This is a genomic window from Streptomyces sp. NBC_01506, assembly GCF_045040295.1.
GTDB lineage: Bacteria > Actinomycetota > Actinomycetes > Streptomycetales > Streptomycetaceae > Streptomyces.
Genome location: NZ_CP109422.1, coordinates 220120 through 247051, shown reverse-complemented (window position 1 = coordinate 247051; position 26932 = coordinate 220120). Strand labels below are relative to the sequence as shown.

Annotated in this window: 25 protein-coding genes and 1 pseudogene; 9 read left to right on the top strand and 17 right to left on the bottom strand. The window is 71.2% G+C overall.

Annotated features, from left to right (window positions below):
- Positions 1-2: 2 nt before the first annotated feature.
- From OG329_RS01095 to OG329_RS01085, 3 genes are all read left to right on the top strand, one after another.
- Complete coding sequence (locus tag OG329_RS01095) at positions 3-1373, top strand: carboxyl transferase domain-containing protein (protein WP_405791857.1); 1371 nt, start codon at positions 3-5, stop codon at positions 1371-1373.
- A 114-nt stretch (positions 1374-1487) separates the two neighbouring features.
- Entirely contained in the window at positions 1488-2483 is a 996-nt protein-coding gene (locus OG329_RS01090; protein ID WP_405791855.1) for a DUF2510 domain-containing protein, read from the top strand.
- A 631-nt stretch (positions 2484-3114) separates the two neighbouring features.
- Entirely contained in the window at positions 3115-4605 is a 1491-nt protein-coding gene (locus OG329_RS01085; protein WP_405791853.1) for a UDP-N-acetylmuramoyl-L-alanyl-D-glutamate--2,6-diaminopimelate ligase, read from the top strand.
- Between the two features lie 40 nt (positions 4606-4645).
- Here the strand turns inward: OG329_RS01085 and OG329_RS01080 are convergent, their stop codons facing one another.
- A complete protein-coding gene (locus OG329_RS01080; protein WP_405791851.1) occupies positions 4646-5062 on the bottom strand; it encodes a nuclear transport factor 2 family protein in 417 nt (138 codons plus the stop codon).
- 223 nt (positions 5063-5285) lie between these two features.
- Here OG329_RS01080 and OG329_RS01075 point away from each other — a divergent pair, with 223 nt between their 5' ends.
- Both OG329_RS01075 and OG329_RS01070 read left to right on the top strand, forming a co-directional pair.
- A complete protein-coding gene (locus OG329_RS01075; RefSeq protein ID WP_405791849.1) occupies positions 5286-6164 on the top strand; it encodes an NmrA family transcriptional regulator in 879 nt (292 codons plus the stop codon).
- Between the two features lie 58 nt (positions 6165-6222).
- Positions 6223-6684, top strand: a complete 462-nt coding sequence (locus OG329_RS01070; protein WP_405791847.1) for a DUF5954 family protein — start codon at positions 6223-6225, stop codon at positions 6682-6684.
- 164 nt (positions 6685-6848) lie between these two features.
- Here OG329_RS01070 and OG329_RS01065 read toward each other — a convergent pair whose 3' ends face one another.
- The 4 genes from OG329_RS01065 to OG329_RS01050 form a co-directional block, all read right to left on the bottom strand.
- The gene (locus OG329_RS01065) at positions 6849-8597 is read right to left on the bottom strand and encodes a transglycosylase domain-containing protein (RefSeq protein ID WP_405791845.1); all 1749 of its coding nucleotides are present in this window, start codon (positions 8595-8597) and stop codon (positions 6849-6851) included.
- 164 nt (positions 8598-8761) lie between these two features.
- On the bottom strand, positions 8762-9979 hold the full coding sequence (locus OG329_RS01060; RefSeq protein WP_405791843.1) for a sensor histidine kinase: 1218 nt from the start codon (positions 9977-9979) through the stop codon (positions 8762-8764).
- A gap of 1 nt (position 9980) precedes the next feature.
- Complete coding sequence (gene cseB, locus OG329_RS01055) at positions 9981-10745, bottom strand: two-component system response regulator CseB (RefSeq protein WP_405791842.1); 765 nt, start codon at positions 10743-10745, stop codon at positions 9981-9983.
- Positions 10745-11521 (bottom strand): hypothetical protein, encoded by a 777-nt coding sequence (locus tag OG329_RS01050; RefSeq protein WP_405791840.1) that lies wholly within the window; start codon positions 11519-11521, stop codon positions 10745-10747. The genes cseB and OG329_RS01050 overlap by 1 nt, the downstream gene beginning before the upstream one ends.
- A 226-nt stretch (positions 11522-11747) precedes the next feature.
- On the opposite strand from OG329_RS01050, the gene OG329_RS01045 reads away from it, so the two are divergent.
- Positions 11748-12158, top strand: a complete 411-nt coding sequence (locus tag OG329_RS01045; RefSeq protein WP_405791838.1) for a DUF3592 domain-containing protein — start codon at positions 11748-11750, stop codon at positions 12156-12158.
- A gap of 50 nt (positions 12159-12208) precedes the next feature.
- Here OG329_RS01045 and OG329_RS01040 read toward each other — a convergent pair whose 3' ends face one another.
- A complete protein-coding gene (locus OG329_RS01040) occupies positions 12209-13123 on the bottom strand; it encodes an SDR family NAD(P)-dependent oxidoreductase (RefSeq protein WP_405791836.1) in 915 nt (304 codons plus the stop codon).
- Positions 13124-13204: 81 nt separating this feature from the next.
- Between OG329_RS01040 and OG329_RS01035 the strand changes: the two genes are divergently transcribed.
- Both OG329_RS01035 and OG329_RS01030 read left to right on the top strand, forming a co-directional pair.
- Positions 13205-14161, top strand: a complete 957-nt coding sequence (locus OG329_RS01035; RefSeq protein ID WP_405791835.1) for an AraC family transcriptional regulator — start codon at positions 13205-13207, stop codon at positions 14159-14161.
- 76 nt (positions 14162-14237) lie between these two features.
- On the top strand, positions 14238-15068 hold the full coding sequence (locus OG329_RS01030; RefSeq protein ID WP_405791833.1) for an NAD(P)H-dependent oxidoreductase: 831 nt from the start codon (positions 14238-14240) through the stop codon (positions 15066-15068).
- Positions 15069-15132: 64 nt separating this feature from the next.
- Here OG329_RS01030 and OG329_RS01025 read toward each other — a convergent pair whose 3' ends face one another.
- The 4 genes from OG329_RS01025 to OG329_RS01010 form a co-directional block, all read right to left on the bottom strand.
- Positions 15133-15855, bottom strand: a complete 723-nt coding sequence (locus tag OG329_RS01025; RefSeq protein WP_405791831.1) for a chitinase — start codon at positions 15853-15855, stop codon at positions 15133-15135.
- Between the two features lie 218 nt (positions 15856-16073).
- Positions 16074-16592, bottom strand: a complete 519-nt coding sequence (locus tag OG329_RS01020; protein WP_405791830.1) for a lytic polysaccharide monooxygenase auxiliary activity family 9 protein — start codon at positions 16590-16592, stop codon at positions 16074-16076.
- 329 nt (positions 16593-16921) lie between these two features.
- A complete protein-coding gene (locus OG329_RS01015) occupies positions 16922-18268 on the bottom strand; it encodes a hypothetical protein (protein ID WP_405791828.1) in 1347 nt (448 codons plus the stop codon).
- Positions 18269-18426: 158 nt separating this feature from the next.
- Positions 18427-19221, bottom strand: a complete 795-nt coding sequence (locus OG329_RS01010; protein ID WP_405791826.1) for a nucleotidyltransferase domain-containing protein — start codon at positions 19219-19221, stop codon at positions 18427-18429.
- A 225-nt stretch (positions 19222-19446) separates the two neighbouring features.
- Here OG329_RS01010 and OG329_RS01005 point away from each other — a divergent pair, with 225 nt between their 5' ends.
- Complete coding sequence (locus OG329_RS01005) at positions 19447-20535, top strand: glutathione S-transferase family protein (RefSeq protein WP_405791824.1); 1089 nt, start codon at positions 19447-19449, stop codon at positions 20533-20535.
- A 112-nt stretch (positions 20536-20647) separates the two neighbouring features.
- Here the strand turns inward: OG329_RS01005 and OG329_RS01000 are convergent, their stop codons facing one another.
- The 7 genes and pseudogenes from OG329_RS01000 to OG329_RS00970 form a co-directional block, all read right to left on the bottom strand.
- Entirely contained in the window at positions 20648-21370 is a 723-nt protein-coding gene (locus OG329_RS01000; RefSeq protein WP_405791822.1) for a Clp protease N-terminal domain-containing protein, read from the bottom strand.
- A gap of 9 nt (positions 21371-21379) precedes the next feature.
- Entirely contained in the window at positions 21380-22678 is a 1299-nt protein-coding gene (locus OG329_RS00995; protein WP_405791821.1) for an epoxide hydrolase family protein, read from the bottom strand.
- Positions 22675-23115 carry a hypothetical protein gene (locus OG329_RS00990; RefSeq protein WP_405791819.1) on the bottom strand — a complete coding sequence of 147 codons (441 nt, stop codon included), beginning with the start codon at positions 23113-23115 and terminating at the stop codon, positions 22675-22677. Before OG329_RS00990 ends, OG329_RS00995 begins: the two co-directional genes overlap by 4 nt.
- A gap of 68 nt (positions 23116-23183) precedes the next feature.
- On the bottom strand, positions 23184-24071 hold the full coding sequence (locus tag OG329_RS00985) for a sigma-70 family RNA polymerase sigma factor (protein ID WP_405791817.1): 888 nt from the start codon (positions 24069-24071) through the stop codon (positions 23184-23186).
- A gap of 138 nt (positions 24072-24209) precedes the next feature.
- Positions 24210-24911, bottom strand: a pseudogene (locus OG329_RS00980) (nucleotidyltransferase domain-containing protein); the annotation flags it as partial.
- Positions 24912-24916: 5 nt separating this feature from the next.
- Positions 24917-25636, bottom strand: coding sequence for a TetR/AcrR family transcriptional regulator (locus OG329_RS00975; RefSeq protein ID WP_405791816.1), 720 nt, complete (start codon positions 25634-25636; stop codon positions 24917-24919).
- Between the two features lie 28 nt (positions 25637-25664).
- Complete coding sequence (locus tag OG329_RS00970) at positions 25665-26870, bottom strand: Cmx/CmrA family chloramphenicol efflux MFS transporter (RefSeq protein WP_405791814.1); 1206 nt, start codon at positions 26868-26870, stop codon at positions 25665-25667.
- Positions 26871-26932: the final 62 nt, after the last annotated feature.

The following is a 26932-nucleotide window of genomic DNA, read 5'->3' as shown; positions in this document are numbered from 1 at the left end:
GGATGAGCGCGCGAGAGGCGGTCGCCACCCTCACCGGAGCGACCCCGCAGGGCGCTCCCGCCGCCTTCACCGAACTGCCCGCGCCGAAGGACTCCTCCGCCCCGGACGGCCCCCTGGCCTGGCAGGGATACGACGCGGCCCGCGCCCGCGCGGCGACACGCACCGGCGAGGACGAGTCCGTCATCTGCGGCACCGCCCGCGTCGCAGCCACCGAAGTGGTCCTGATCTCCTTCGAGTTCGGCTTCCTCGGCGGATCGCTGGGGGAGCGCACCGGAGACCGGCTGGAGGCGGCGTACACCCACGCACGTGAACGGCGGCTGCCCGTCGTCTCGTTGATCGCCACCGGCGGCAGCCGGATGCAGGAAGGCATGCTCGCGCTGCTCCAACTCCAGCGCGTGACACGGCAGTCGGCTCTCACCAGAGCGGCGGGGCTGCCCCAGATCGCGGTGGTGCGCGACCCGACGACGGGCGGCGGCTGGGCCACCCTCGGCGCGGGCGCCGATGTGATCCTGGCCCTGCCGGGCGCCCAGATCGGGTTCGCGGGTTCACGGGTACGACCGCCGGACGCCGACCCGTACGCGTACACCGCGGAGGCCCAACTGACGGCCGGTCATATCGACGCGGTGGTACGGCCCGAGGAGCTGCGCGACACCGTCGGCCGCTGGCTGACGCTGCTGACGGACGGTACCCGTGGACCCGGCGGCACCCATGTGACCGTGGCAGCCGCCGAGCCGCCCGCCGGACTCGGCCACTGCGCACCGCCGGCCACCGGCTGGGACGCGGTGAGCCTGGCGCGCGACCCCCGACGCCCGCGTGCCGAGGCGTACTTGGACGCGTACTTCACCGGCCGCGAGCCCATCAACGGCGACCGCGGCGGCGGCACCGACCCCGGCATGCTGTGCGGGTTCGGCGTACACGAAGGCCGTACGGTCGCGTACGCCGCCCAGTGCGGCACCGCGACCCTCCCGGCCGGCTACCGCACCGCCGCCCGGCTGATCCGGCTCGCGGACCGCCTCGGGCTGCCGGTACTCACACTCGTCGACACCCCCGGCGCCGCCAACGACGCCGAGGCGGAGCGCTCCGGGGCGGGCGGCGCGATCGCGGACCTGTTCGCCGCCGTGGCCACCGCCCGTGTGCCCGTCACCAGTCTGCTGATCGGCGAGGGCGGTTCCGGCGGAGCGCTGGCGCTCGCGGCGCCGGGCAACACCTGGGCCACGCCGGACAGTTACTTCTCCGTCATCGCGCCCGAACTGGCGACGGCGATTCTCAAACGGCCCCCCGAGGAGACCCGAGCGACGGCCGACCAACTGAGGCTGCGCCCCCAGGATCTGCTTGCACTGGGGGTGATCCGGGGGATCGTGGGACGGGACTGACGCGCCGGCCGGGCACCTTGGCCGGATGGCACGGCACCGGCCGGGAATTGAAGTCCGTCGATTTCTCATGGCCCTCTCACCAGCTTTGTCGGACCATATGCCTATGGTGAGAACGTGACGCAGACGACTCCGCCCGGCTGGTATCCGGACCCAGGACATGAAGGTGAAGGCCCGCCTCAGGAACGGTGGTGGGACGGGTCGGCTTGGACCGATATGGTCCGTTCCGATTCCACGGCGACCTGGAGCGCCCCCTCCGTGGCGGGCACGCCCGGCCTGCCGCCCTACCCGGCGGCCCCGCCACCGGTCGCCGGGCGGCGCGGCCGGCGAATCGCCCTCGCCGCCACTGCCGCCGTGGTGGTGCTGGCCGTCGTCGGAGGTTTCTTCCTCCTCCAGGACGACGGCGACAGCTCGGCGGACAAGGCGAGTTCGACCCCATCGACCAGCCCCAGCAAGCCGGGTCAGGAGCGACCGGCACCCGGTGAGTCGCAGCCGCCCGGCGGCCCCGACGCGCCCGGCGGTGGCGGCGAGGACGGCGCGCCCCAGCAGGAGATACCGACCGAGGACGGCTACGCCACCGACATGGCCAGCGGGATCAGCATCCCCGTGCCGGACGGCTGGGACGGCCAGTCCGGCCCCGTCGGCGCCGGAGTGACCACCGGGGAGCACCCCTGCCCCGGCAACCCGGACCAGTCCTGCGTACGCGGCGGGGTGCAATCCGTCCCCGCGATCGCACTCGAGATCAAGGCCACCACCGCCAAGGCGGCGGCCGAGGCCGACATCACGAAGAACGCCGAGGAGTCCTACGGCGGCGAGAGCTACGGAGAGATCTCCTCGCACGAGGAGTTGAAGTCCGAGGCGGTGACCGTCGCCGGCAAGAAGGGCTATCTCGTGCGGTGGAAGGTCGTCACCGGCAAGGGCGACGACGGGTACGTGCAGTCGCTCGCCTTCCCGTCGCCGGCTCCCGGCGCGGAAGAGATGCTGATCATCGTGCGCTCCGGATTCGACATCAACGACAAGGCACCCAAGCTGCCCGTGATGGACGAGATCACCGGAGGCATCAAGCTCGCGGCGGGCGGCGGCACCGGCGCGGGCGCCGGCGAGAAGGTCTGAGGACAGAGTCTGAGATCGGGCCGCCGCGCGACGGCGGCCGGGCATGACAGACGGAAACGGCCCACGGCCGGTGGCCGGTCAACACGACCGGCCACCGGCCGTCGGCGTTCTCCCGGCGCGACTCCGGTGCGGTGGTACGCGAGCGCGGACCGGCTCACGCCCGCGCCTGTCCCGCGTCGTCGGACGTGGCTGGATGTGCGGGACGACGGAACCGGGACAGCCCCATGGGACGTACACTCCACTCATGGGTAATACACATGCTGCGACGGAGGGCCTTCGACTGGCCTCGTGCGCGCTGTGCTACGCCCTGCACGGTCACGGCTAGGTGCCGTGCCAGGCGTTTCGGGCCCGGCAAAGACCGCCCGGACAAGACCTAGCGATTTCGCCGCCGATTCTCGGCCTACGGCGCCCGGTGGGAATCCTCCCCGAGGCGTCCTCTTGTCATCCGCACCTTCGTGCAGAGCAGCCCGCTCCTCCGAGCCCCACCGCTCTCCCCAGCGACACCCGCACTGCGCACCTCGCACCCGCACCCGCGCCCCGCCCCAACCCCCGCGACGCTTCGGCGTGCCGTCGGCACCTCCACGGGTGACCGCCTGACGGCGGCCGAGCCGTACCTCCGAGAGGATCCCCTGTGAAGCTGAGCGAATTGCTCGTCGGGCACGACCACGAGATTCTGCAGGGCGATCCCGATACGGCCGTCACCGCCGGAATCTGCTTCGACGCCCACCGGGTGTCACCCGGCTCGCTGTTCATCGCGGTCCCCGGCCATCGCGAGGGCGGCCCCGAATCCGTCGGGCCCGCGCTCGCGCGCGGCGCCGTCGCCGTGCTCGTGGACGAGGCGACGGCCGATCTGCCGATCGCCGCCTGGGCGTCCGACCCGGCCGTGTGTGTCGTACGGGTGCCCGACACCCGTACCGCAGCCGCCGTCGTCGCCTCCCGCTACCACGGCGATCCCGGCCTCGCGATGGACATGGTCGCCATCACCGGGACCAACGGCAAGACATCCGTCTCGTACATGGTCGAGTCCGTGCTGCGGATCGCCGAGCAGGCAGTGGTCGGGGTCATCGGCACGGCGGGCAGCCGCATCGGGGACGAGCTGATCCCCATGCCCCGCTCGGTGCTCACCACCCCGGAGTCGCCCGACTTCCAGTACCTGCTCGGCGTCATGCGCGACCGCGACGTCAGCACCGTGGTCCTGGAGGCCACGTCCATGGGGCTGTTGACGCACCGGGTCGACCACTCGTACATCGACATCGGCATCTTCACCAACCTCACGCAGGACCATCTGGACGACCACGGCACCATGGCGAACTACCGGGACGCCAAACTCCGGCTGTTCCAGGGGCTCTGCCGGCGGGCCGTGGTGAACGTCGACGATCCGGTGGGCGCCGGGATCGGGGCGCTCATGCCCGGCGCGGTGACCACGTACGCGCTGGACGCCGACGCCGACTACCGGGCGACCGACCTCACGATGGACGCCTTCGGTACGCGCTTCACGCTGCACCACGCGGGCCGCAAATACCCGGCGGCGATTCCCGTACCCGGCCGGTTCTCCGTCGCCAACGCTCTCGCCACCGTCGCCGCCTGCCATCTCCTCGGGCACGACCTGGGCGGGCTGGTCACTGCGCTCGACCGGATGCCGCCGATCCCGGGGCGCTTCGAGCGCTTCGAGACCCCGCGCGGCACATCGGTCATCGTGGACTACGCGCACTCCCCGGACTCGCTCGACAAGGTGCTGAGCACCATCCGCGACTTCGCCACCGGGCAGGTCATCACCGTGTTCGGCTGCGGCGGCGACCGTGACATCACCAAGCGCGCGCAGATGGGCGAGATCGCGGGCACCCACTCCGATCTGTGCGTGCTCACCTCCGACAACCCCCGTCACGAGGACCCCGAGGGGATCCTCGACCAGATCACGCCCGGTCTCGCGGCCACCGGCACCCGCTTCGAGCGGTACGCCGACCGCCGTGCGGCCATCGAGTTCGCGCTGTCGGCGGCGGGCAGGAACGACATCGTGCTGATCGCGGGGAAGGGCAGCGAGCCGTACCAGACCGTCGGCGACACACTGATCCCGTTCAGCGACATGGCGACCGTGCGCGAACTGGCCGCCGTACACGACTGATCGCCGGTGCCCGAACGGCGCTCGAACGGGGACCGGGGGTTCAGGGCAGCGGCTCGGACATGGCACTGAGATGGATGCCGACGAGCCGCCACCCGCCACCGCCACCGCTGTCGTTTCCGTCCCCGTCCTTGGCAATGTCCCCGGCCCTGGCCAGGAACTGGGTCGCGCGGAAGCGCCCGTCGGCGTCCCGGCCGTCCACGATGCTCTGCTGGCACTGCACACCGATGGCCACCGCCGCGTCGCCGTGCCGGCGCACCTCCACCTCCGTCCAGTCGAAGGAGTCATGGATGAGGTCGCCCGACGCGTAGCGCTCCAGCCACCGCGCCTTGTCGAGGATGAATCCGCGCGGACCGACCCCGCGGAAGTCGTCAGCGAGCAACTGGTCCAACGCGTCGACGTCACCGCTGAGTTCGGCCTTCGCCCACCGTCGGCCGAACTCGGCCAGGTCCCTGTCCATCCGCTCTCTCCCCGTCCGCCACGTGTACTTCGCCGTCGCTCCACACTCCACCCGGTACGGCTCATGGCGCATCGGCTGGCCGGATGGCCCGCGACTACTGCGCGAGGAGTACCGCTGGTACGGGGGTATGGGGCGAAGGCGCGCGCACCGGCCGAGACGCACGCTTATGGGAGTGAGCTTTACGGCCATGTCCGGCGGGCCCGCCCCGTACTTGACTGAAGGCATGACACAGAACACGGACAACACCCAGAGCATCCAGAACACCGAGAACACCGAGAACACGCGGGCAGCGGCGGCGCGGACCACGCTCGTCACCGGCGGTACGGGCAAGACCGGGCGGCGCGTGGCCGCCCGGCTCACCGAGCGCGGACTCCCGGTGCGTATCGCCTCACGCGGCAGCGAGATCCCCTTCGTGTGGGAGCGGCCCGAGACCTGGGACGACGCGCTGGACGGCGTCGGAGCCGTCTACATCAGCTACTACCCCGACCTCGCCTTCCCCGGCGCGGCCGAGACCGTCGGAGCGTTCGCGGAGCGTGCCGTCGCCAAGGGCGTACGCAGGCTGGTGCTGCTCTCCGGGCGGGGCGAGGAAGGCGCTCTGATCTCCGAGGGCAAGGTGCGCGACAGCGGCGCCGATGTGACCGTCGTGCGGGCGAGCTGGTTCAACCAGAACTTCAACGAGGGCTTCTTCCTGGAGCCCGTGCTCGCCGGGGAGCTGGCGCTGCCGACCGGGGACGCGGTCGAGCCCTTCGTCGACGTCGACGACATCGCGGACGTCGCCGTCGCCGCGCTCACCGACGACCGGCACATCGGCCGGACGTACGAACTGTCCGGGCCCCGGCTGATCGGCTTCGCGGAGATCGCCACCGAGCTGTCCAAGGCCACCGGCCGCGAGATCACCTACGTGCCGGTCGCGCTCGAGGACTACCGTGACGTCCTCGTCTCGGTGGGCGCTCCCGCCGAGTTCGCCGACCTGTTCGAGCTGATCAACGACGGGCGCAACGCGCACCTGGTGCACGGCGTCGAGGAGGCCCTGGGCCGTAAGCCCAAGGACTTCACGGACTTCGCCGCGGACGTCGCGCGCACCGGCGTCTGGCAGCCCTGACCCCGGCATATCGATGATTCCCCGCGCCGGGCACCGCGGCGTGCGGCACGCTAAGGGCATGGACGCGAGCTCAGATGAGGCATTCGACGACGCGGCGGCCCGGCGGCTGCTGGAGGTCGGGAAGCGGGAAGAGGAACTTCGCGAGGAGTTCCGGGTGGACGGCCCCGAGTGGGAGCGGATGTCCGTCTCCCACTACACGGCCTACGCCGCCATGATCCACGAGGAGGGCGGCTGGCGGCAGTTGTTCCCGGCCGTGCCCTTCGAGGAGGAGGCGCGGCTCGATCTCGGCGCCGTACTGCGCGCACGGGGCGCGCACGCGGGGGAGTTCGCCGGCCGATTCGGGCGGGCGGCCGACGCGGTGGAGCGTGGCGAGGACCAGGTGATCATCGCGGAGGACGTGTTCCGGATGGTACGGGTCGAGCAGACGGTCATCATGACGGGTCACGGGCCGCAGACACCCCGGGCCGGCGACCGGGAGTTTCCCGACGAGCTGGACGAGCGGCCCGGGGCCGGCGACTGACGTCCGGTCCCGGTGACCGGCGTGCGCGGGGGACGGCGTGCGCGGTGACCGGCGTGCGCGGTGACCGGCGTGCGCGGGGGACGGCGTGCGCGAGGGGCGGCGTGTGCCGTCCCGCCCCTGGACGGGGGTGGGGCGGGCCGGCACACAACGTGCCTGACATACCGTCAAGGACCTTGCGGGGGAGCAGGTTCGGGCACCGTCGACGTGAGATAGGCGCTCCAGATCCGGGCGGCGGGGTTGTCCTCGATGCCCTTGAGCACCACCGGCTTGCCCGTCTTGGCGCTCTCGCCGAACAGCGCGATCGAGGTCAGCAGATCCGGAGCGGAACCGATGAACCACTCCGCCTTGCTGTCGTCGGTCCGCCCCGAGGCATCCGTGCCGCCATTCGTCTCGGCCGTTTCCAGCAGCGGCGGAACGGCCTTCTCGGGCCACATCGTCGCGCCCGCCAGGGCCTTCCCCGAGAGTGACGCGTGGGCGTACTTCGCGGAAGCGCTGCCGATCACTCGGTCGCCGGTCGCCTCCGGCAGATCCACGGTCCGCTCGCCGCGCCGCGCGGATTTCACGATCGACGGGGTGACCTTCCGGCCGTCGTTGGCCAGCGTGGCGTGGACCCCCGCCATTTCCAGCGGACTCGCGCCCATCAGCCCGAGGGACATCGCCTGCGGAGCGGCGAAGCCGGCCGGGTCCGCGGTCATCCCCAGGTCCGTAGCGGTCTTCCTGATGGTGTCAGGGTCCAGCTTCCCCTCGCGGCTCCGCTCGGCCTCGACCTGCGCCGCGAGGACCACGGGCGCGAAGGTCGGGCCCGCCTGGTAGTCGGCTCGAGTCGCGTTGTTCAGGTAGTGCTCGAAGTAGTCGTCGCCGCCGTACAGCGCCACGATGCGCCCGGACTTCGGTTCCACGGACACCGCGCCCGCCTGCCGGTCCACAATCCGCTGGGGAGCCTTCGGCTTCGGGCCGGTACCCGGCACGTTGAGCCCGGCGGCCACCGCCTCGCGCAGCGCCTCCTGCGCCTTCGGTTCGATGTTCAGCGTGATCCGCCAGCCGCCGCCCGCCAGTTCCTGCTCGCCGACGCCCGCGGCGATCAGCTCACGCCGCGCGACGTCCACCAGATAGCCGGCCTGCCCGGCCAGCTCCGCCGATGCCTTGGGCACCACGGGCACCGGGAATCGCATCGCCCGCCGGTCGTCCTTGTCGAGCCACCCCTCGCCGACCATGTTGTCGAGCACATAACCCCAACGGGCCTTCGCGTTCCGCTTGTCGGCGGGGGAGGCGACGGCCCAGTCGTACTGGCTGGGAGCCTGGAGCAGCGCCGCGAGATACGCGCCCTCCTCGACGTCAAGGTCTTCGACCTCCTTGGCGTAGTACGAACGTGCCGCCGCCTGGACGCCGTACGCGAGCCGGCCGTAGTAGCTGCTGTTGAGATATCCCGCGAGGATGTCGTCCTTCGAGTTGTGCCGGTCGACCTTGAGGGAGATGAACAGCTCCTTCACCTTGCGGGTGAGCGTCTGCTCCTGGCTGAGGTAGTAGTTCTTCACGTACTGCTGTGTGATGGTCGAGCCGCCTTGCTTGCCGCCGCCGGTCAGCGTGCTGAAGATGCCGCGCGCCGTGCCGGAGACGGAGACACCGGAGTCGCTGTAGAAGTCCTTGTTCTCGGCGGCGACGAACGCCCGCCGCACGTCCTCGGGCACTCTGTCGAGCGGTACGGACTCGCGGTTGACCTCCCCGGTACGGGCGAGCCGGCTGCCGTCGCTGAACAGATACACGTTGCTCTGCGCCTTCACCTGCTCGTTGGGTTTCGGGATGTCGATGACCAGGTACAGCACGGTGAACGCCGCGACGACCAGGAAGCACAGGGTGACGCAGGCGGCCAGAGCCTTGCGCCAGGTGAAGAGGCGACGGATACGCATACGCATGGCGTCATCGTCGGCGCCGAAGATCTTCGTCAAGGCGAAGGAACGTGTCGGCTGACGCGCGGAGATGTATCGGCCGTGTATCAGCGGTTCCGCGGGCCGCCGCGATGGGCGGTTCGTCCCCAACTGCCGTACAGACGCGCTGTGTTGTCCGCGACAGACGTGCTTTACGGCAACCGGAGCGTGGCGAGGGCGCCACCGTCGGGCGCGTTGGCGAACGTCAGTGTGGCGCCGATGACGTGGGCCTGGCCCAGCGCGATCGTGAGGCCGAGCCCGTGCCCCGTACCGCGCTCGCGCGCACCGGTCCGAAAGCGCTGCGGCCCGTCGTCCAGCAGCGTGGCCGGATAGCCGGGGCCATGATCGCGTACGGTCACGGTCCTGCCGTCGTCGGACACCGAGATCTCGACGGGGGCGCGGCCGTGCCGGTGCGCGTTGACCACCAGATTGGTCAGGACGCGCTCGAGCCGCCGTGAGTCCGTCCGCACCGTTGCCTCGTTCTCGTCCTCGCCCGCCGCCAGGACCTTCGCGTCCAGCCCGGCGCGCGCCACGACGTCCCGCGCCAGCGCCCCCACCGGACACGGCGACAGATCCGCGTGCTCGGCCCCCGCGTCCAGCCGGGATATCTCCAGCAGCTCCTCGACCAGCGTGCTCAACACCCGTACCCGGTCGCGCACATACCCGGCCGCCTCACCCTCCGGCAGCAGTTCGGCCGCCGTCACCAGCCCCATCAGCGGCGTACGCAGCTCGTGCGCCACATCGGCGGTGAAGCGCTGCTCACCGAGGAGCCGTTTCTGGAGCGCGCCGGCCATCGAGTCCACGGCCGTCGAGATGTCGGCGATCTCGTCGCGCGGACGCGGTCCCGCCGCGATCCGCGCGTCCAGATCCCCGGCGGCGATACGGCGCGCGGTGCCGGCGGCCGTACGCAGCCTGCGGCTCATCCGCCCGGCGGTCAGCACCCCCAGCGGCAGCACCACGGCGGTGGTGATCAGACCGGCCACGACGATGCTCGCGTCGAGCGCCCCGATGTCGCGCATCGTGGTGGTCAGATCGACACGTACGGACAGCACCCCGTCGCCGGCGGGTCTGGCGGCCCACATCGAGGGCCCCGCGGAGCCGCTGGTGAACTCCGTCCCCCGGCGCCCGTCCGCGACCAACTCCCGTAGCCCACCGGGCAGTCCCGGCGCGTCCAGGGCCGCCCCCGAGCCCTGGACCTCGCCGGTACGGGCGTAGGTCACGGCGGCCCGGTCGAGGGTGACACGCGCGGCCTCGCGCGCCTGCGACAGCTCACGGTCCCGTGAGAACTGGTGCACCAGCACGCCGACCGCCGCGGCGACCGCGCAGGCGGCAGCCGCCACCAGTGCCGCGATCCGCCATCTCAGGGCCACGTCAGCGCCGCAGCTTGTAGCCGAAGCCGCGGACCGTCTCGATCCGGTCGGCGCCTATCTTCGCCCGCAGGCGCTGCACATGGAGGTCGACCACCCGGGTGTCGCCGTGCCAGGCGTGGTCCCACACCCGGCTGAGCAGGGTGCGGCGCTCGAGGACGACTCCGGGTGAACCCGCGAACTCGAGGAGCATCCGCAGCTCGGTGGGCGTCAGCGCGACGACCTGTCCGGCGCGCCGTACCTCCATGCCGCGGGTGTCGACCGTCAGATCGCCGAAGGCCAGTACGGCGGCGTCCGCCTGACCGCCGTTGCCCGCGCCCCCACCCGCGCCCGTGCTCCCGCCCGCGCCCGACGCGGCCGGGGTGAACGACACCCGCCGCAGCAGTGACCGGATACGGGCGACGAGCACCGCGCTCTCACAGGGTTTGACCACATAGTCGTCGGCCCCCGCCTCCAGACCCGCCACGACGTCCAGCGCGTCCCCGCGCGCCGACATCATCAGAATCGGTGCCAGGCTCAACTCCCGTACCCGGCGGCACAGTCCGATGCCGTCGAGGTCGGGCAGCATGACATCGAGCAGCAGCAGGTCGGGGCCGGTCTCGCGGAACATCTCCAGCCCGGTGAGCCCGTCGCCCGCCGTGGCCACGGTGAATCCGTACCGCTCCAGCAGCATCCGTACGGTGTTACGGATCACCTCGTCGTCCTCGACCAGGAGAAGCCGGGCCTCGGCCGCCGTGGCGGGCGGGGAGGGACGTGCCGACGACCTCATCACGGTGTCCGCTCCCCGGTGTCGGTACCGGTCTGGGGCACCGGTGCGGGCGTGGCCCGGCGAGGCACCTGCTCCGCTTTCTCGGGAGCCAGCGGGTCGGGCGGCCGCGGCCCGTCGTCCGACGTCTTCCACGGGTTCTCGACAGTCATCACCTCGCCGTTCCACCGGTAGCGGGTGGTGACACGGCCGTTCTGGCCCGTCGAGGTGATGATCAGGTCCGTGCCGAAGGTCTCGCCCGTAAGGCCCTCGGGACCCCAGTTGATCAGTACCGGCCGCACGGTGTCGCCGGAGGCTCGGTAGACCTGGATCAGCGTCAGCCCGGAGGACGGCTCGTCCAGGGCCACCACCATTTCGTCCTGACCGTCGGCGGTCAGATCGCGGTACACAGGTTCGCGCAGACCGCACTCGGCCCCCGGGCAGCTCTGGAGCGCGAGTTGTACGAACTCGGGGATGTTGGGGTCGTTCGTCATGGGTTGGCGTACCGACAGCTTCCTGAGCCCGCCCGTCGGCACACTGACGCCGCGCACCGGCAGATACCGCTTGAAGGCCGGCTCGCTGTCGGCGTTCCCGTCCGTCGGCGGCACCGGCGGCGCGTAGTCCGGCCACAGCGGCGCGGAGCTGACCGGCGGCGACAGTCGGGGCGCCGGGCCACCGTCCCGTGCCCCGGTCTCGGCCGCGCAGCCCGCGGCGCCCGCGAGGGCCACCACGGCGGCCAGCGGGGCAAGGAAGACGGACCGCCCGGCGCGCGAGCGGTCTGTGTGGGGGAAGCGGCGCATAGACGGGTCAGCGTACCGGGCGGATACGGCGCGCTCCGCGCGCGGATGAGCGGGGCGCGGATCACGCGGCCGGTTCCGTCGAACCAGTTGCCTGCCGACGTCGTGGGTTCGGGGGAGGCAACCGGTAGCCTCCACGACACGTCCTGACCTGTGCGTGCAGGTGTACGTGTACATGTGCGGAAGTTGACCGGTGACCGCGAGCGGCGCCGTGAGGGAGTGTGTACCTGTGCCCGACTGGCTGTTTCCCCTCGCGTTCGCGGGCGTCGGCGCCGCCGTCTTCGTCATCGGGTTCGTCGGTCTCCGGCGTTCCTTCGCCCTGCGGCGCGACGGCGTCCGGGCCGCGGGCCAGGTCGTCCGGCTGAAGACGACGTCCAACGGGCAGGGCGGCTCGATCCACCGCCCGGTCGTCGGCTGGACCACCGCCGACGGCCGGAGCATGGAGGTGGAGTCGGAGTACGGGCGCTCGTGGGTGGGCCGGTTCCGGCCCGGCACCCCGGTCCGGATCCGCTACGACCCGCGGCGCCCCGAACGGATGCGGATCGAGGGTTACGGGCACGGGGTGCAGATGGTGTTCATGCTGGTCGGTACCGCGTTCATGGCGGGCGGGATCTCCGTGGCGGTCCAACTGGCGGGGTGAGGAGGCCCGGAGGGGATCTCCCGCTCCGGGCCAGCACGCCTGACGGAGCGTCAGTTCGTCGAGCGCCGCGTCCTCCAAGCGCCGTCCGCCGCCGCCGACTTCACGAACGCGTGGAAGTCACGCGGCTCCCGCCCGAGCGCGCGCCGCACGCCGTCCGAGACATGGCTGTCCAGCCCGCGCCGCAGCGGCGACAGCGACTCCGCGTAGTCCGCCGCCTCGGCGGCGGAGAGCCCCTGCTCCCTGAGTTCGGCGACGAACTCCTCGGGAGACAGCGGCACATAGCGGATCTCGCGCCCGGCGGCCCCGGAGATCTCGGCGAGTGCTTCGGCGATCGTCAGCGCACGAGGCCCCGACAGCTCGTACGTCCGCCCGCCGTGGCCGTCCTCGGTGAGCGCCGCCACGGCCACGGCCGCGATGTCGTCTGCGTCGACGAAGGACGCCGCGCCGTCGCCGGCCGGCAGCCGCAGCTCACCGGTGAGGACAGCGTCCAGGAAAAAGCCCTCGCTGAAGTTCTGCGCGAACCACGCGGGCCGCACTATCGTCCACCGCGTCCCGGCCCCGCCCCCGCCCCCGGCTCCACTCCCCGTACCGGTACCGGTACCGGTACCGAGGCCACGTACGGCGTCCTCGCCGTCGACATGCGTCGGCCCCGCCACGCTCGCTTCCCCCGCGTACCCCGGCACATCCACCCCGCGCCCCGACAGCAGCACGATCCTCCCGACATCGCGCGCCACGGCGCGCTCCACGAAGGGCCGCGTCAACGACTCCCCGTCGAACGGCACGACGTACACCCCCGTCACACCGTCCAACGCCCCGTCCCAGGTGCCCCGGTCGATCCAGTCGAAGCGTGGCTCTCCGGTGCGCGAAGCCACCCGCACGGCGACTCCGCGCTCACGCAGCAGGGCCACCACCCGGCTGCCGGTCGTGCCCGTACCGCCCACCACCAGAATCTGTTCGTCTCTCATGGCCCCAGTCAAGCCGCCCGCCCCGAGACGATCCATGGCTGTCAGGCTCACTTCGATGTCTGAGCGTCTACGCTGGCCGACATGGATGTACTGACGGACCTGCTGGACGGGGTACGGGCGCGCGGCGCCGTGTTCAGCCGTACGGCCATGACCTCACCGTGGTCGCTGCGCTTCGCCTCCGGTGCCCCGCTGACGCTCGCCACGGTGCTGCGCGGCCAGGCGTGGCTCGTCCCCGCCGAGGGCGACGCGGTGCGCGTAGGGACCGGGGACATCGCGCTCGTCCGGGGCTCGGCGCCGTACACCGTCGCCGACGATCCGCACACCCCGCCGCGCGCCGTGATCGACCGGGCCGCCTACTGCGGTGCGAACGATCCGGCCGCCGTCCCCGACACCGCGACCGTGCTGCTCAGCGGCGCGTACGACAACGCGTACGGCATCGCGGGCGGGGTCAGCGAGCGGCTGCTCCGCGCGCTTCCGCCCGTGCTGGTCATCCCGGACGCCGACTGCCACTCGCCGATGCTCGATCTCGTCGCCGCCGAGTTGGCGCGGGACAGCCCCGGCCAACAGGCTGTCCTGGACCGGCTGTTGGATCTGCTGCTCATCTCCGCGCTCCGGGGCTGGTTCGACCGGCCGGGGACCTCGGCGCCGCCCTGGTACCGGGCGGCGGACGACCCGCTGGTCGGGCACGCGCTGCGGCTGCTCCACGACCGGCCGGCCGACCCGTGGACGGTGGCGAGGCTGGCGGCCGAGTCGGGGGTCTCACGCGCCGCGCTGGCCCGCCGCTTCACCGCGCGGGTCGGTGAGCCGCCGATGACGTATCTCGCCAACTGGCGCGTCTCGCTGGCCGCGGACCTGTTGCGCGGTACGGATGACACGGTCGGCGCCATCGCCCGCAAGGTGGGCTACGCCAACACTTTCGCCCTGAGCGTCGCTTTCAAGCGCCTGCGGCAGGTCACGCCGAGCGAGCACCGGGCCGCCACCGCCACCGCCGCGTCAGTCGCGTTCGGCGCCCGGAAGGCTCCGACGGGGCGCAAGTAGCATGGAGGATTGATCAACGGATCACCATCCACTGATCAACACTGTCGTCGTACCGAGGAAAGGAAGGTGGCGGACCGTGCGGGTGCTCTGGTTGTACGCCCATCCCGATCCGCGCTCGCTGAACGGCGCGCTGCGCGACGAGGGAATCGCCGTGCTGCGTGAACACGGGCACGAGGTGATCGAGTCCGACCTGTACGCCATGGAGTGGAACCCGGTGGTGGGTCACGGGGACTTCCACCACGACCCGCACGCGCGGCTCGACGTCCTCACCGAGTCCCAGTACGCCCTGGAGAACGGCACGCTCAGCGAGGACATCCGCGCGGAGCAGGAGAAGCTGTTGTGGGCCGACACGCTCGTGGTGCAGTTCCCGCTCTGGTGGTTCGGCCCGCCGGCGATCCTCAAGGGCTGGTTCGACCGGCTGTTCATCCAGGGTTTCGCCCAGGGCGTGCTCGACCCGGAGACCGGCCGGGCGCAGCGTTACGGCAGCGGCGGACTGGTCGGCAGACGTGCCCTGGTGCTGACGACGGTCGGCGCCAACGCGGCGACGACCGGACCGCGCGGCATCCACGGCGACATCAACGAGGTGCTGTTCCCGCTGCTGCACGGCACGTTGTGGTATCCGGGCATGACGGTGGTGCCGCCGCTCGTTGTCAACGGAGCGGTCAAACTGTCCGACGCGGAGTACAAGACCGCCGTGGGCCAGTTGCGGCAGCGGCTGTTGACGCTTCCGCGCACCGAGCCGATCCCGTACCGCAGCCAGAACGGCGGTGACTACGACGAGCATCTGATACTGCGCCCAGACCGGGCACCGGGCGAGGAAGGCATTCACATCCACTACGCCACCGGCGCCGGCGGCATGGACGAGCGGTGCGAGCGCACCGGCGGCGAGGACGAGGCGGACCGGTAACGGCGAGGGGGTGGCACCGCCGTCACCGGCGGGGCCACCCCCAGCTCTTGCCTCAGGAGCCGGGTCAGCAGCTCAGATTGCCGCCCGGGTCCACGCCGAGGATTCCGGCGAATTGCCGGTAGCTGTCAATGCGGCTCTGCACCTGGGCGGGGTTTCCGCCGTTGCACTCGATGCTGCCGTTGATGCTGCGGATCGTCTCACCGAATCCGGCGCTGTTCACCATGGCGTTGTGCGGGGTCATGGTGCCGGGACCGCTCTGGGTGTTCCAGTACCAGAGGCCGGTCTTCCACGCGACGGCGGAATCGTTCTGCACGAGGTCGGGGTTGTTGAGCAGATCGATGCCCAACGCGTCCCCCGCCGCCTTGTAGTTGAAGTTCCAGCTCAACTGGATCGGCCCGCGGCCGTAATACTTGTCGTTGCCCGCGGGACAGCCGTAAGGCTGCGAAGTGTCGCAGTAGTGCGGGTAGTTGGCCGTGTTCTGCTCGACGATGTGGACGAGGCCGCCGGTCTCGTGACCGACATTGGCCAGGAACGCGGCGGCTTCCTGCTTACGTACGGTGTCACTGCCCGTGCCGGTGAAACCCGGGTACGCGCTCAGCGCGGCATTGAGCCCGCCGTAGGTGTAAAAGGAATTCCTGTTCGGGAACATCTGGTTGAACTGCGACTCGGTGACGACGAAGTCGGCCATGCCCGACTCGTTGGCGGACGAGAGAGGGGCGAGCGATGTCAGGGAGAGAGCGGCGGCCGATGCTGTCGCGGCGAGCAGGCCGACAAGGCGCTTGCGCAAGGGGATTCACTTCCTTGGACGGGCCTCGGAACACGCCGACGGCCCAGGTGTGGGGGGTGGGTGCAGCGACGTCGGTGAGCCCCTTTTCGCAGATCAGGGGCTCACCGACGCGAGGATCGTACACGGACCGGAGCGGGAGGAGCGCCGGTGAAAGCGTTCGGGCGGTCTGCGTTTCTTCGGCGGAGGGATCGTGGCTACCGGCTCCGCGGGAGAATTCGTCAGCCGCCTATGTTCACGTCGATGCACGTGTAGAACGCGTTCGTGGTGTCCGCGATGTTCCAGACCGCGAGAACCTTCTGCTTGCCCGACAGGCCGCCGAAGTTGACGTTATGAGTGACCGTCGCGCCGGGCTGCGCGCCGCCGTCGTTGAATTCCGCGACTTTCTGGCCGCTGACGAAGTACTGCCACGTGCTGGTGGCGTGCCGAGCGGTGATCTTCCAGTTGAAGTTCTGGCTGGACCCGATCGGCGTCACCGCCCAGCCCTTGTTGTCGTCGTCCAGCTCCGAGAAGCGGGAATTCCCGCCGCTGCAACTGGTCAGCCCCTTGGGGCCTTCCACGCTCTGGGGCTCGTACTTGATGTCGCCGCAACTTACGGTTCCGGCGGCACACTGGGCCTGCCTGCTCGGCGGGTCGGAGATATAGCCGTGGGCGCTCGCGGAACCCGCGGGAAGGCTTATCGCGACGATCGGCGCGATCACCGCACCGAGGGCGACGGCCAGCTTCCGTTTCGACTGCATGTGTTACTCCTTCACATCAGGTCTTCCCGGGCTGTACCGGTCCGTGGGGGGACATGGGTACGGCTCGGGCCGGCCTCTCAGGGGTGGGGCCAAGAGGCGCGAAGGGCCGTGGCGTGGAGCCTTGTCCGAAGGCACTGAACAGTGCGTGCTTTCGGCAAAGGTCTTTACCACTTGGCCTAGACCATACAGGCCGCCGCGTTCACGTCAAGGGGCTCAAGTGGCCCGTGTGACTCGTCAGTTGGACCCTTGGTATGCGCGTGACGCGACCGTCCCCCGCTCGTGGCCGGTGACAGACCGCGAACGGGGGACGGGGTGTGAGGTGCGGTTTCTCAGGCGTCGTTGATGGCGCCCGACGCCGGTGAAGACCTCCGCGGCGTCTGCCGTCCGGTCCCGCGCGCCGTCTTCCGCACCGTCTTCTGACGGACCGTCAGCGCCGTGCCCGCCAGCGCCAGGGTGACCGCGGCGCAGCCCACCGCCACGAGACTCGCCCAGGCGAAGTCGGCGCCCAGACTGCTCCGGAGCAGATCGACGGTGCCGAGGCTCGACAGCGTGTGGGCTGCGATGATCCCGACAGCCGTGGCCGCGCTCGCGGCCCAGATCCGCGCCGAGTCGGCCACCGCCAGCCAGAGGCCGAACACCAGACAGAGCAGGGTGACGACGAGGGAGACCGCGTCCGCGTACCCGCCGGACCGCATACCGGCGAAGTCCGTCGGCAGATGGATCACACCGCACGCCAACAGCGCGGCGGCGGCGGGCCAGCGCAGCGGGGAACGCAGGGCGGTCGTGACCGTACGGGCTCCGGGCCGGGCGGCGGGCCGACGGTCGGCGGCCGGAGCGAGGCGCGGGACCTCGGGCGGCGGACCGGCCGGGGCGCTCGTCCACGGCGCGACGCGCTCGGGCTCGGGGTCGGGCTCGCGGTCGCGCGCTGCTTCGGGCTCGATCTCGGGCTCGGGGGGACGAGCCACGTGGGCCGCCTGGTCGGCGTGCTCCGCCAGACGGGCGGATACGTCGCGCGGGTCACGGGAGTCACGGGCGTCGCGCAGGTCGTGGAGGCTGCGCGGGTCGCGCGGGTCGTACGCGTCGCGACGGCCGTGCTCGTCGGGGAGCCGGAACAGTGTCGGCGCCGGCTCCTCGCGGTTCGGCTCGTTCTCCGGCACCTCGTTCTCCGGCTCGCCCTTCGGTTCTTCGCGCTTCGGCTCTTCGCGGTTCGGCTCCCGGCGCGCCGGCCTCCGGTGGGCGGTCGCGAAGGGCGGCTCGTTCTCGTGCGTGCCGAGGTAGGACACCAACTGCGCCACTTCCTCGATCGGCCTGCCGACGGCGGCGGCGCGCAGTGTCGTGTCGGCCTCGTCGATCTCGTGCGGCGGCTCGTTCAGCATGGCGACGAGTTGCATGACCTCGTCCACGGGGCGGGCCACGGCGGCGACCCGCAGCGCCTCGTCACCGGGGTTGGGCACCTCGCCGGTCCGCTTGAGCAGCATCACCAGCGCGGCCACCTCCTCCAGCGGCCGGTGCGTGGCGGCCGTCCAGAGCAGCGTGCGTATGGGTTCCTCACCGGAGTCGGTGATCGCGTCCCGCGCCCCGGCGCGCTCCGGCGCGCCCGGTCGAGGCAGTTCGTCGTGGTGGTCGTACTGGTCGTAGCGGTCGTTGTTGATGGGGGTGGTGGGGTCGAGCGGCATGGCGCGGCTCCCTTGGGTCGAACTTCACGGGTGGGCACACACCGTGTTGGTCACGGTGCGTGGTCAGCACGCACGCGTTGCTACAACAAACCCACACCTGTCGGTGTTGCGCCATCCGGGACGGAGATATGTGCGGCATAAGGGGGTCCCCGGCCGCCTCAGTAGGCGGACACCGAGGCGAACAACGCCTCGGCCTCGGCGATCGAACCCGCCAGCTCCCCGGGGTCCGTGCTCAGCTCCGCCGTGATCATGTCGAGGTCCCGCAGCCCCGCCCGCCGCAGCAGCGTCTTCTCGTTCGTCACCCACTCACCGCGCGCCGCCAGCACGGCGTGCGCCGTCTGCGTCGCGGCGATGGCGAGATTGCCGACGACCTCCGTGAGCCGGCCGTGCGGGACATGGTTGGCCTTCGTGTACGCGAGCGTCATACGCGCGTCGCCGAGCCAGCGCTCGGGTGCCGTCTCGCGCAGTGCCGCCGGATAGTCGGGACCGGGGAGTTCACCTCGTAGCACCCGGTTGATGCCCAGCTCGGCGACGACCAGATAGCTGGGGATACCCGCGAGATGGAACATCAGCGGCTCGACGTGGAAGCGGCCCTGCTCCGCCTCGGCCAGTTCATGCCTGACCACGGCGAGATCGCGGTAGTGCACGTCGACCGCCCGCCCCTCGATGGTCAGCCACGCGCCGCCGTTGAAGACCCCGCCGCCCCAGGCGCCGATCTCAAAGACCTCGCCGGGCCAGTCGACGGCCCGCAGATCGGCCGGGTCGAACACCTCCGCGCCGCCGACTTCGTAGTAGACGGCCAAGTCCCAGTCGCTGTCCGGCCGTTCGGTGCCCTGGGCGCGTGAACCGCCGAGCGTCACCGCCTTGACGGCGGGCAGCGCGGCGAGACGGTCGGCGGTGCGCTCGAGAAAGGCGCGGTTGTCGTCACTGGTGGCGTCACTTACGGCGTTCATGGGACGGGAAACCTCTCCGAGGTGCGTGAGGTGGGAACGATCAAGCACTGTAGAACGTACGCGCGCTCGAGCCGTCTGGCGCCCGGTTTTTTCCGGACCGGCGCCCCCGTACGTGTGTTTCCGCACGTGCTGGACAGCGTGGAACAGAGCGTACGAGAACGGTCCGCCGATGATCGAGGTCCGGCCCCGGGCTCTCAGCCAGGGCCCTACCGGGGAAGGATGGCCATGAGCGACGCAACCGGCGCCACGGGAGCCGACGGAGCGGGCGGGAAGGGTGCGGGCGGGAAAGGCGCGGCCGGGAAAGGCGCGGAAGGAAACGCCGCGTACGGCAAGAAGGCGTTCAAGCGGTCCAGGAGTCACTTCGCGGACCGCGTCACCGCCGACGCCCAGGACGGCTGGCCGGTCGAGGCGGGCCGCTATCGGCTGGTGGTGAGTCGTGCCTGCCCGTGGGCGAGCCGCGCGCTCGTGTCGCGTCGGCTGCTCGGCCTGGAGGACGCGATCTCCCTCGCCGTCACCGATCCCATCCAGGACGACCGCAGTTGGCGCTTCACCCTCGATCCCGGTGATCGCGATCCGGTCCTGGGCATCCGCTATCTCAGCGAGGCTTACGACGCACGCGAGACGGAGTACCCCGGTGGTGTCAGCGTGCCGGCGCTCGTGGACGTACCGAGCGGGAAACTCGTCACCAACGACTACCAGCAGCTCACGCTCGACCTCGCGACCGAGTGGACGGCGCTGCACCGGCCCGGGGCGCCCGACCTCTACCCGCAGCCGTTGCGCGACGAGATCGACGAGGTGATGGAGGGCATCTACCGGGACGTCAACAACGGTGTCTACCGGGCCGGTTTCGCGACGGAGCAGAGCGAGTACGAGCGCGCGTACCGCGACGTGTTCCGCCGCCTGGAGCTGGTGTCGGAGCGGCTGGCAGGGCAGCGGTATCTGGTGGGGGACACCATCACCGAGGCCGACATCCGGCTGTTCACCACGCTGGTGCGCTTCGACGCCGTCTACCACGGACACTTCAAGTGCAACCGCTTCAAGGTGGCCGAGGACCCGGTACTCAACGCGTATGCCAAGGACCTCTACCAGACACCCGGCTTCGGCGACACGGTCGACTTCGACCACATCAAGCGGCACTACTACATGGTGCACACCGGCGTGAATCCCACCCGCATCGTCCCCCTGGGACCCGATCTGTCCGGCTGGCTCACCCCTCACCACCGCGAGGAGCTGGGCGGTCGCCCCTTCGGTGACGGGACACCGCCGGGACCGGTGCCCGCGGGCGAGGAGGTCCCGGCGGCGGGACGCCCCTGACGGCCGCGCCCCCGGCCCCGGCACGCCCTTCGTGGGCGGTGCCGGGGCCGGGACGTGCAGCCGTACTGCCTTCTCGTCTTGAACCGGTCGCCTGGAACCACCCGCTGAGGAGCTACTTGTCTTCTTGTGCCGCGACGAAGGCGGCCAGCGTCTCGGTCGTGAACGCCTCGGCGGCCGACTTGTCGATACCGAGACCGCTGAGCACCCCCTTGCCGTCCTCCAACTCCAGCAGGGCGAGCAGGATGTGCTCGGTCCCGATGTAGTTGTGCCCCATGCGCAGGGCCTCGCGGAAGGTGAGTTCCAGGGCCTTCTTCGCGCCCGCGTCGTACGGAATGAGTTCGGGCACGCTCGGGACGGCCGGCGGCAGGATCGCCTCGACCGCTTCGCGTACGGCGTCCGGGGTCACGCCCTGCGCGACGATCGCCCGCGCGCCGATGCCCTTGGGCTCGCTCAGGAGTCCGAGCGCGAGGTGCTCCGGCCGGGTCTGGTCGTTGCCCGCCGCGCGGGACTCCTCCTGAGCGGCCATCACCACGTTCCTGGCCCGGTCGGTGAAGCGGCTGAACTCCTGACTGGTGTCGAGGTCCGGCCCGTCGCCGGGGGTCTTCGCGACGAACCGCTTCTGCGCGGCCTGCCGGGTGACTCCCATGCTCCGCCCGATGTCGGTCCAGGAGGCGCCCGAGCGTCGTGCTTGATCGACGAAGTGACCGATCAGGTGATCGGCCACGTCGCCGAGATGGTCCGCGGCGATGACCGCGTCGGAAAGCTGGTCGAGGGCATCGGTGTGAACCTTCTTGATGGCTTCGATCAGATCGTCGAGCCGGATGGGGTGCGTCATGCGTCAACCTTAGGTTGACACATCTGAGGGTGTCAACCCGACGTTGACACTTGCTTGGGCCGGGCGTGCGGGCCGGGCATGCGGGTCGGCGCCGGGCCGGAATCGGCGGAAGAACGCGCGGACGTCGCCGACGAACAGATCGGGTTCCTCCATCGCGGCGAAGTGGCCGCCGCGGTCGAACTCCGACCAGTGGACGACGGCGTTGTCCCGCTCGGCGAGCCGCCGCACGGGGCGGGCCGGATCTCCCGCGAAGACCGCCACACCGGTGGGCGTCGTGAGCCGTTCGGTGCGCGGCGGGCGGGACGGGTGGGCGGCCTCCCAGTAGTGACGGGCGGACGATCCGGCGGTCGCGGTGAGCCAGTACAGCATGACGTTCGTCAGGAGCCGGTCGCGCGGCACCGCGTCGTCGGGCGTCGTCCCGGCACCGTCCGTCCACTCCTTGAACTTCTCCACGATCCAGGCGAGTTGACCGACCGGAGAGTCCGTCAGGCCGTACGCCAGTGTCTGGGGCCGGGTCCCCTGGATCTTCGCGTAGCCCGACATCTCCGGTTCGGCGGCCATCAGTTGGGCCAGTCGTTCGCGATCGTCGTCGGTGAGCGCGGCGGCTTCGGCCGGGTCGTCCGGCGGGAGCGTCAGCAGCGTGTTGAGGTGGATCGCGACGACGTGTTCGCTGTCGACAGCGGCGAGTTCGCGGGTGATCGCGTGCCCCCAGTCGCCGCCCTGCGCGCCGTACCGGTCGTACCCCAGCCTCCGCATCAACTCGGCCCATGCCATGGCGACTCGGCGCACGTCCCAGCCACCGTCGCGCGTCGGTCCGGACAGGCCGTAACCCGGAATCGACGGGATGACGAGATGGAACGCGTCGGCCGCCTCGCCGCCGTACGCGCGAGGTTCGGTCAAGGGGCCGATGACGTCGAGGAATTCGACCACGGAGCCCGGCCAGCCGTGGGTGATCAGCAGCGGCAGCGCGTCGGTCCCGGAGTCGGCCCCCGTGGAACGGATGTGCAGGAAGTGGACGGTGGCGCCGTCGATGACCGTCGTGAATTGCGGGAATCGGTTGAGATACGCCTCCTGCGCCCGCCAGTCGTAGTCCGTGCGCCAGTACTCGGCGAGGTCCCGGAGATAGGGCAGCGATACGCCCATGGACCAGTCGGCGCCCGGGAGTTCGTCGGGCCAGCGCGTCGCTGCGAGCCGGGCGGCGAGATCGTCCAGTTCGGCCTGCGGGATGTCGAGGACGAACGGTTCGACGGTGGAGGAGTCGACGGCCTTGGAGTCGACGGCGTGTGGGTCGACGGCGGGCTCGTTCATCGGGTGCCGCCGCCCTCCGGCTCGCCCGCGAGCGCGCGGGCAGCCGCCACCTCGTCCGCGTCCCAGCCCCAGTGCCCGTCGCCGGACTCCTGGGCCTGCTCGTCGATCCACCGGTTGTGTGCCTCCCAGGCCGCCTGCTTGCTGGTGCCCAGGGCCGCGCCGATCTGCGACCACGAGGCGCCGGCCCGGCGCGCGGACCGTACGGAGAGCTGCCGCCCGTATCCCGCCTTGCGTGCGATGACCTCGCCGAGTGCGAGCAGTTCCAGCGACTCCTCGCGCGTGAGCGCGTCGGCGTCGGGGCGGTCGGCGGGGCCGCCGCGATCGGCCTCGTCCTCGTCGGCGGGGGACGCCAGGGCGTCGCGGGTGCGCAGCGCGTCGTAGCGCGCGACGGCGCCGGGCAGCGTGAACCGGCGTTCCAACTCGTCAGGTGTGGACATGGCTCCATCCTGTTCGTCAGGCTGCCTTGACGTCAAGCCTGCCTGACGAAGAGGACGCGGCCATCCGTCTATCCGTCCAGGACGGTGAGATCGAGCTGGTCCAGGCGCTCGCGGTCGCTGAGGATGACGATGGAGGCGATCCTGCCGTTCGTGATCGTGAACGCCAGGACCGAGATCGGCCGTCCGCCCGCCATGCCGACAACTCCCGCCGTGCCGTTGACGAGCGCGGGCCGCGCCGCCCCGGCCAACTGAGCCCCGATGATCGCCCCGCCCGCGACGGCCGCCGCACCGCGCACCACCCCGCCAGGAGGCAGCGTGCCGCTGCTGTCCGAGCGCAGCACGACGTCCGGGTCGAGCAGTGCGACGAGCGCGTCGAAGTCGCCCTGGCGCGCCGCCGCGAGGAACGCGTCCACGATCTCGCGCTGTTTGGCGCCATCCGGATCGGGAGTCGGAGCCGCCCCCCGCACGCGCCGCCGGGCCCGGCTGGCGAGCTGCCGCGCACCGGCCGGAGTGCGCCCGAGGACGGGGGCGATCTCGTCGAAAGGCACGGCGAACAGGTCGTGCAGGACGAAGGCCAGCCGCTCCGCGGGAGCCAGCGCCTCGAGTACGACGAGCAGCGCCAGGCCGACCGAGTCCGCGAGCAGCGCCTCGTGCTCGGGGTCGACGCCGTCCACGCTGCTGATGATCGGGTCGGGCAGCCGTACGCGCTCCTCCAGCGGGTCCTCACGCCGCGTGGCGCGCGAGCGCAGCATGTCCAGACAGACGCGGCCCACGACCGTCGTCAGCCAGCCGGCCAGGTTCTCGACCTCGCTCGTGTCGGAACGGTGGAGCTTGAGCCACGCCTCCTGGACCGCGTCGTCCGCCTCGCTCAGCGAGCCGAGCATCCGGTAGGCGACCGCCCGCAGATGGGTGCGGTGCGTCTCGAAACGCCTTGCCAGGAATTCGTTCTCGTCCATCGCCGTACCTCTCGACCCACCCCGTCGTTACGTTCCTTCACCGTGATGACGGATGGGACGGGTCCGGTGTGACAGGGAAGTGGGGGTCACTTGCACCGGTCTACGGGCTGCCGCCCAGCCCGCCCGCCCGCCCGCCTGGCGCAGTCGCGCGAGCCAGGGATGCGGGCCTTGGCCGCCGGCGGCGTCGTACGTGTCGTACGTGTCGTACGTGTCGTACGTGTCGTACGTAAGAGAGATCGCGTCGGCGAGCCAGCGCGCCTGCTCGCCGGTCAGCAGCGGCAGGACGGCGGTGAAGTCCTCCTCGTCCTTGGGGCGCGGCTCCTTGGCCTTGTAGAAAAGCTGCACCTCGGGTGCCAGGTAGGGCACACCCTCGGCGGAGGTCACGCCGAGGCCGGCGACAGGGCGGCGCACGCGGGGATCGCGGTGCGACGTCCACTGCGTGCCGTGCGATTCGTCGAGCATGACCTGGATGCGCCAGGGCGCGTCGGGTCCGGGGCGGCACCAGATGTCGTGGACGCCGGCCGGCAGGATCTCGCCGGGCGCCCACGGGCGCAGCCTGCCCGGCGGATCGGCGGCCCACCACTCCCAGCCCGCCAGCGCCCGCTGTGCCTCGAGCTGGTCGCGGCGCAGGAGCAGGACGTCGATGTCGCCGTGGCCGCGGAAGGCGTGGCCCACGGCGAACTCGATCGCGAAACCGCCCGCGATCCACCAGGGGCGGCGCAGGGGAGAGAACAGCCGCACCACCTCGGCCGGCGGCGCCGGTTCCCACCTCCCGAGCGGTGGGTCCGGCGTTCGGGTCGGCTCCGGCTTCGGCTCCGGCTGCGCGCCCGCGCCCGTCATACCGGTCAGCCCTTCGGGCGCGGCGGCAGCCCCAGCGCGTCGGCGAGGGCGTCGATCTCCGACGTGAGCAGGGTGCTGCCACGGTGGCCCATGCCCCCGAACTGCCCCTGGATCTCCAGGCTGACCACTCCGTGCAGCCGCGACCAGACGGTGACCGACGCCGCGAGGACCGGGCCGGGATCCGCGTCGGGGGCGTACTGCCGTACCCACTCGGCGACCGCGGGCGTGCTCCGCGCCCAGGCGCGCAGCTCCGCCTCCAGGGCGTCGGCCGCCGGCCGGGCGGACCCCTGCGCCAGCACCGCCAGGAACGGGCCGAGGACGGCCCGCGCGCTGTCGACCGTCTCGGCCGGGGCCTCGTAGCCGGGCGACGGCGCGCCCGCCAGCAACTGATACAGATGCGGGGCGTCCACGGCCCACTTCCGGTACACGGCGGCCAGCGCGTGCAGCCGCTCCCGCGCCGGCCTCTCGGCGGTACGGGCGCCCTCGGCCCGCACCGCCGCGGCGACACTCTCGTAACCCTCCAGGATCAACTCCGTGAGCAGCGCGTCCCGGCTGCCGAAGTACTTGTACAGCGCCGGTCCGGTGACTCCCAGCTCCCTGGCGATCGCGTTGAGGCTGAGCGACGCGGGCCCGCCCGCGCCGATCTGCCGCAGCGCGGCCTGCTTGATCTCCGCGCGTACGTGGTGGCGGTAGCGCTGCCGAGGAGTGTCCTTGCCGACCGGCACGGGTGCGGCCTTTCGTTGCTTAGAGGCTCTAGCTTTTCACCACGACAGTAGCTTTTGTGAGTCGGGGCAGGCAACCGAGCCGGATGACGGCGGCCGTGGTCAGGGCGAGAGCCATCAGTGCCGCGCTCACCCATACCGGTGACCGGAAGCCGAAGCCGGCGTCGATGGTGAGCCCGCCGAGCCATGGGCCGGCGGCGGCTCCGATGTTGAAGGCCGCCGTCGCGAACGAACCCGCCAAGGTCGGTGCGCCGGGAGCCAGTTGGAACACCTGGGAGATCATCGCCGATCCGGTGCCGAACGCGAGCAACCCCTGTACGAAGACGAGCGCGATCGCGGCCACCGGGCTCGCCGCGCTCAGCGCCAGCGCGATCCAGCCCAGAGCCAGGGACGCCATGCCGGCCACGACGAGCGTGCCCCGGCGCGCGTCGGCGACGCGGCCCGAGAGCGTAACGCCGATGAGCGATCCCACCCCGAACAGGGCCAGCAGGGCGGGCACCCATCCGCTGCCGAGTCCGGTGACACGGGTGGCCAGCGGTTCGAGGTAGGAGAAGGCGCAGAACGTGGCGCCCTGGACGAGTGCCATCGTCAGCAGCGTGAGCAGCACGCGCCGACCGGTGAGCGAGCGCAACTCCGCACGGACCGAGGGGTTTTCGGACGGCGTGGACGCGTCCGCGTCCGATGTCGCGGGCCGCTCGTCCGGGACCGACGTCACGATCGCCACGAGGGCGGGCAGCGATACGAGGGCCACCGCCCAGAACGCGGCCCGCCACCCCAGATGTTCGCCGAGCAGCGCGCCTGCTGGCACGCCCACCACACAGGCGACGGTGACCCCGCCGACCACGACGGACGTGGCGCGCGCCCGCGCCGCCGGTTCGACCATCGCGATCGCGGCGACCAGGGCGACCGCCCAGAATCCGGCGTTCGCCAGCGCCCCTACGATCCGGGTCGCGAGCAGCACCTCGTAACTGGGGGTGACGGCTCCGACGATGTGCGCGGCCACGAAGGCGGTCAGGAAGATCAACAGCGCGCGGCGGCGTGGCCACTTACGGCTGAAGAGTGCCATCAACGGCGCGCCGATCACCATCCCCACGGCGAACGCCGAGGTCAGGAGCCCGGCGGCGGGGATGGACACATGCAGATCGGCGGCGATGCCCGAGACGAGCCCGGACAGCATGAATTCGGAGGTGCCCTGGGCGAAGACGGCGAGCCCGAGCACGTAGACAGCGAATGGCATGAAGAAACCCCAAGGAAGGCTGAGGGAGTTGACGGGACGGTGGGTGGCGCGGAGGGGGGAGG

Excerpts from the sequence above, each read along its gene's own strand:
- OG329_RS01020 (WP_405791830.1), bottom strand. The coding sequence starts at position 16,592 with ATGCAGTCGAAACGGAAGCTGGCCGTCGCCCTCGGTGCGGTGATCGCG.
- cseB (WP_405791842.1), bottom strand. The coding sequence starts at position 10,745 with ATGAGGTCGTCGGCACGTCCCTCCCCGCCCGCCACGGCGGCCGAGGCC.
- OG329_RS01050 (WP_405791840.1), bottom strand. The coding sequence starts at position 11,521 with ATGCGCCGCTTCCCCCACACAGACCGCTCGCGCGCCGGGCGGTCCGTC.
- OG329_RS00985 (WP_405791817.1), bottom strand. The coding sequence starts at position 24,071 with ATGGACGAGAACGAATTCCTGGCAAGGCGTTTCGAGACGCACCGCACC.
- OG329_RS01040 (WP_405791836.1), bottom strand. The coding sequence starts at position 13,123 with ATGAGAGACGAACAGATTCTGGTGGTGGGCGGTACGGGCACGACCGGC.
- OG329_RS01070 (WP_405791847.1), top strand. The coding sequence starts at position 6,223 with ATGGACGCGAGCTCAGATGAGGCATTCGACGACGCGGCGGCCCGGCGG.
- OG329_RS01015 (WP_405791828.1), bottom strand. The coding sequence starts at position 18,268 with ATGCCGCTCGACCCCACCACCCCCATCAACAACGACCGCTACGACCAG.
- OG329_RS01095 (WP_405791857.1), top strand. The coding sequence starts at position 3 with ATGAGCGCGCGAGAGGCGGTCGCCACCCTCACCGGAGCGACCCCGCAG.
- OG329_RS01010 (WP_405791826.1), bottom strand. The coding sequence starts at position 19,221 with ATGAACGCCGTAAGTGACGCCACCAGTGACGACAACCGCGCCTTTCTC.
- OG329_RS01000 (WP_405791822.1), bottom strand. The coding sequence starts at position 21,370 with ATGACGCACCCCATCCGGCTCGACGATCTGATCGAAGCCATCAAGAAG.
- OG329_RS01035 (WP_405791835.1), top strand. The coding sequence starts at position 13,205 with ATGGATGTACTGACGGACCTGCTGGACGGGGTACGGGCGCGCGGCGCC.
- OG329_RS01005 (WP_405791824.1), top strand. The coding sequence starts at position 19,447 with ATGAGCGACGCAACCGGCGCCACGGGAGCCGACGGAGCGGGCGGGAAG.
- OG329_RS01075 (WP_405791849.1), top strand. The coding sequence starts at position 5,286 with ATGACACAGAACACGGACAACACCCAGAGCATCCAGAACACCGAGAAC.
- OG329_RS00995 (WP_405791821.1), bottom strand. The coding sequence starts at position 22,678 with ATGAACGAGCCCGCCGTCGACCCACACGCCGTCGACTCCAAGGCCGTC.
- OG329_RS00990 (WP_405791819.1), bottom strand. The coding sequence starts at position 23,115 with ATGTCCACACCTGACGAGTTGGAACGCCGGTTCACGCTGCCCGGCGCC.
- OG329_RS01080 (WP_405791851.1), bottom strand. The coding sequence starts at position 5,062 with ATGGACAGGGACCTGGCCGAGTTCGGCCGACGGTGGGCGAAGGCCGAA.
- OG329_RS01065 (WP_405791845.1), bottom strand. The coding sequence starts at position 8,597 with ATGCGTATGCGTATCCGTCGCCTCTTCACCTGGCGCAAGGCTCTGGCC.
- OG329_RS00970 (WP_405791814.1), bottom strand. The coding sequence starts at position 26,870 with ATGCCATTCGCTGTCTACGTGCTCGGGCTCGCCGTCTTCGCCCAGGGC.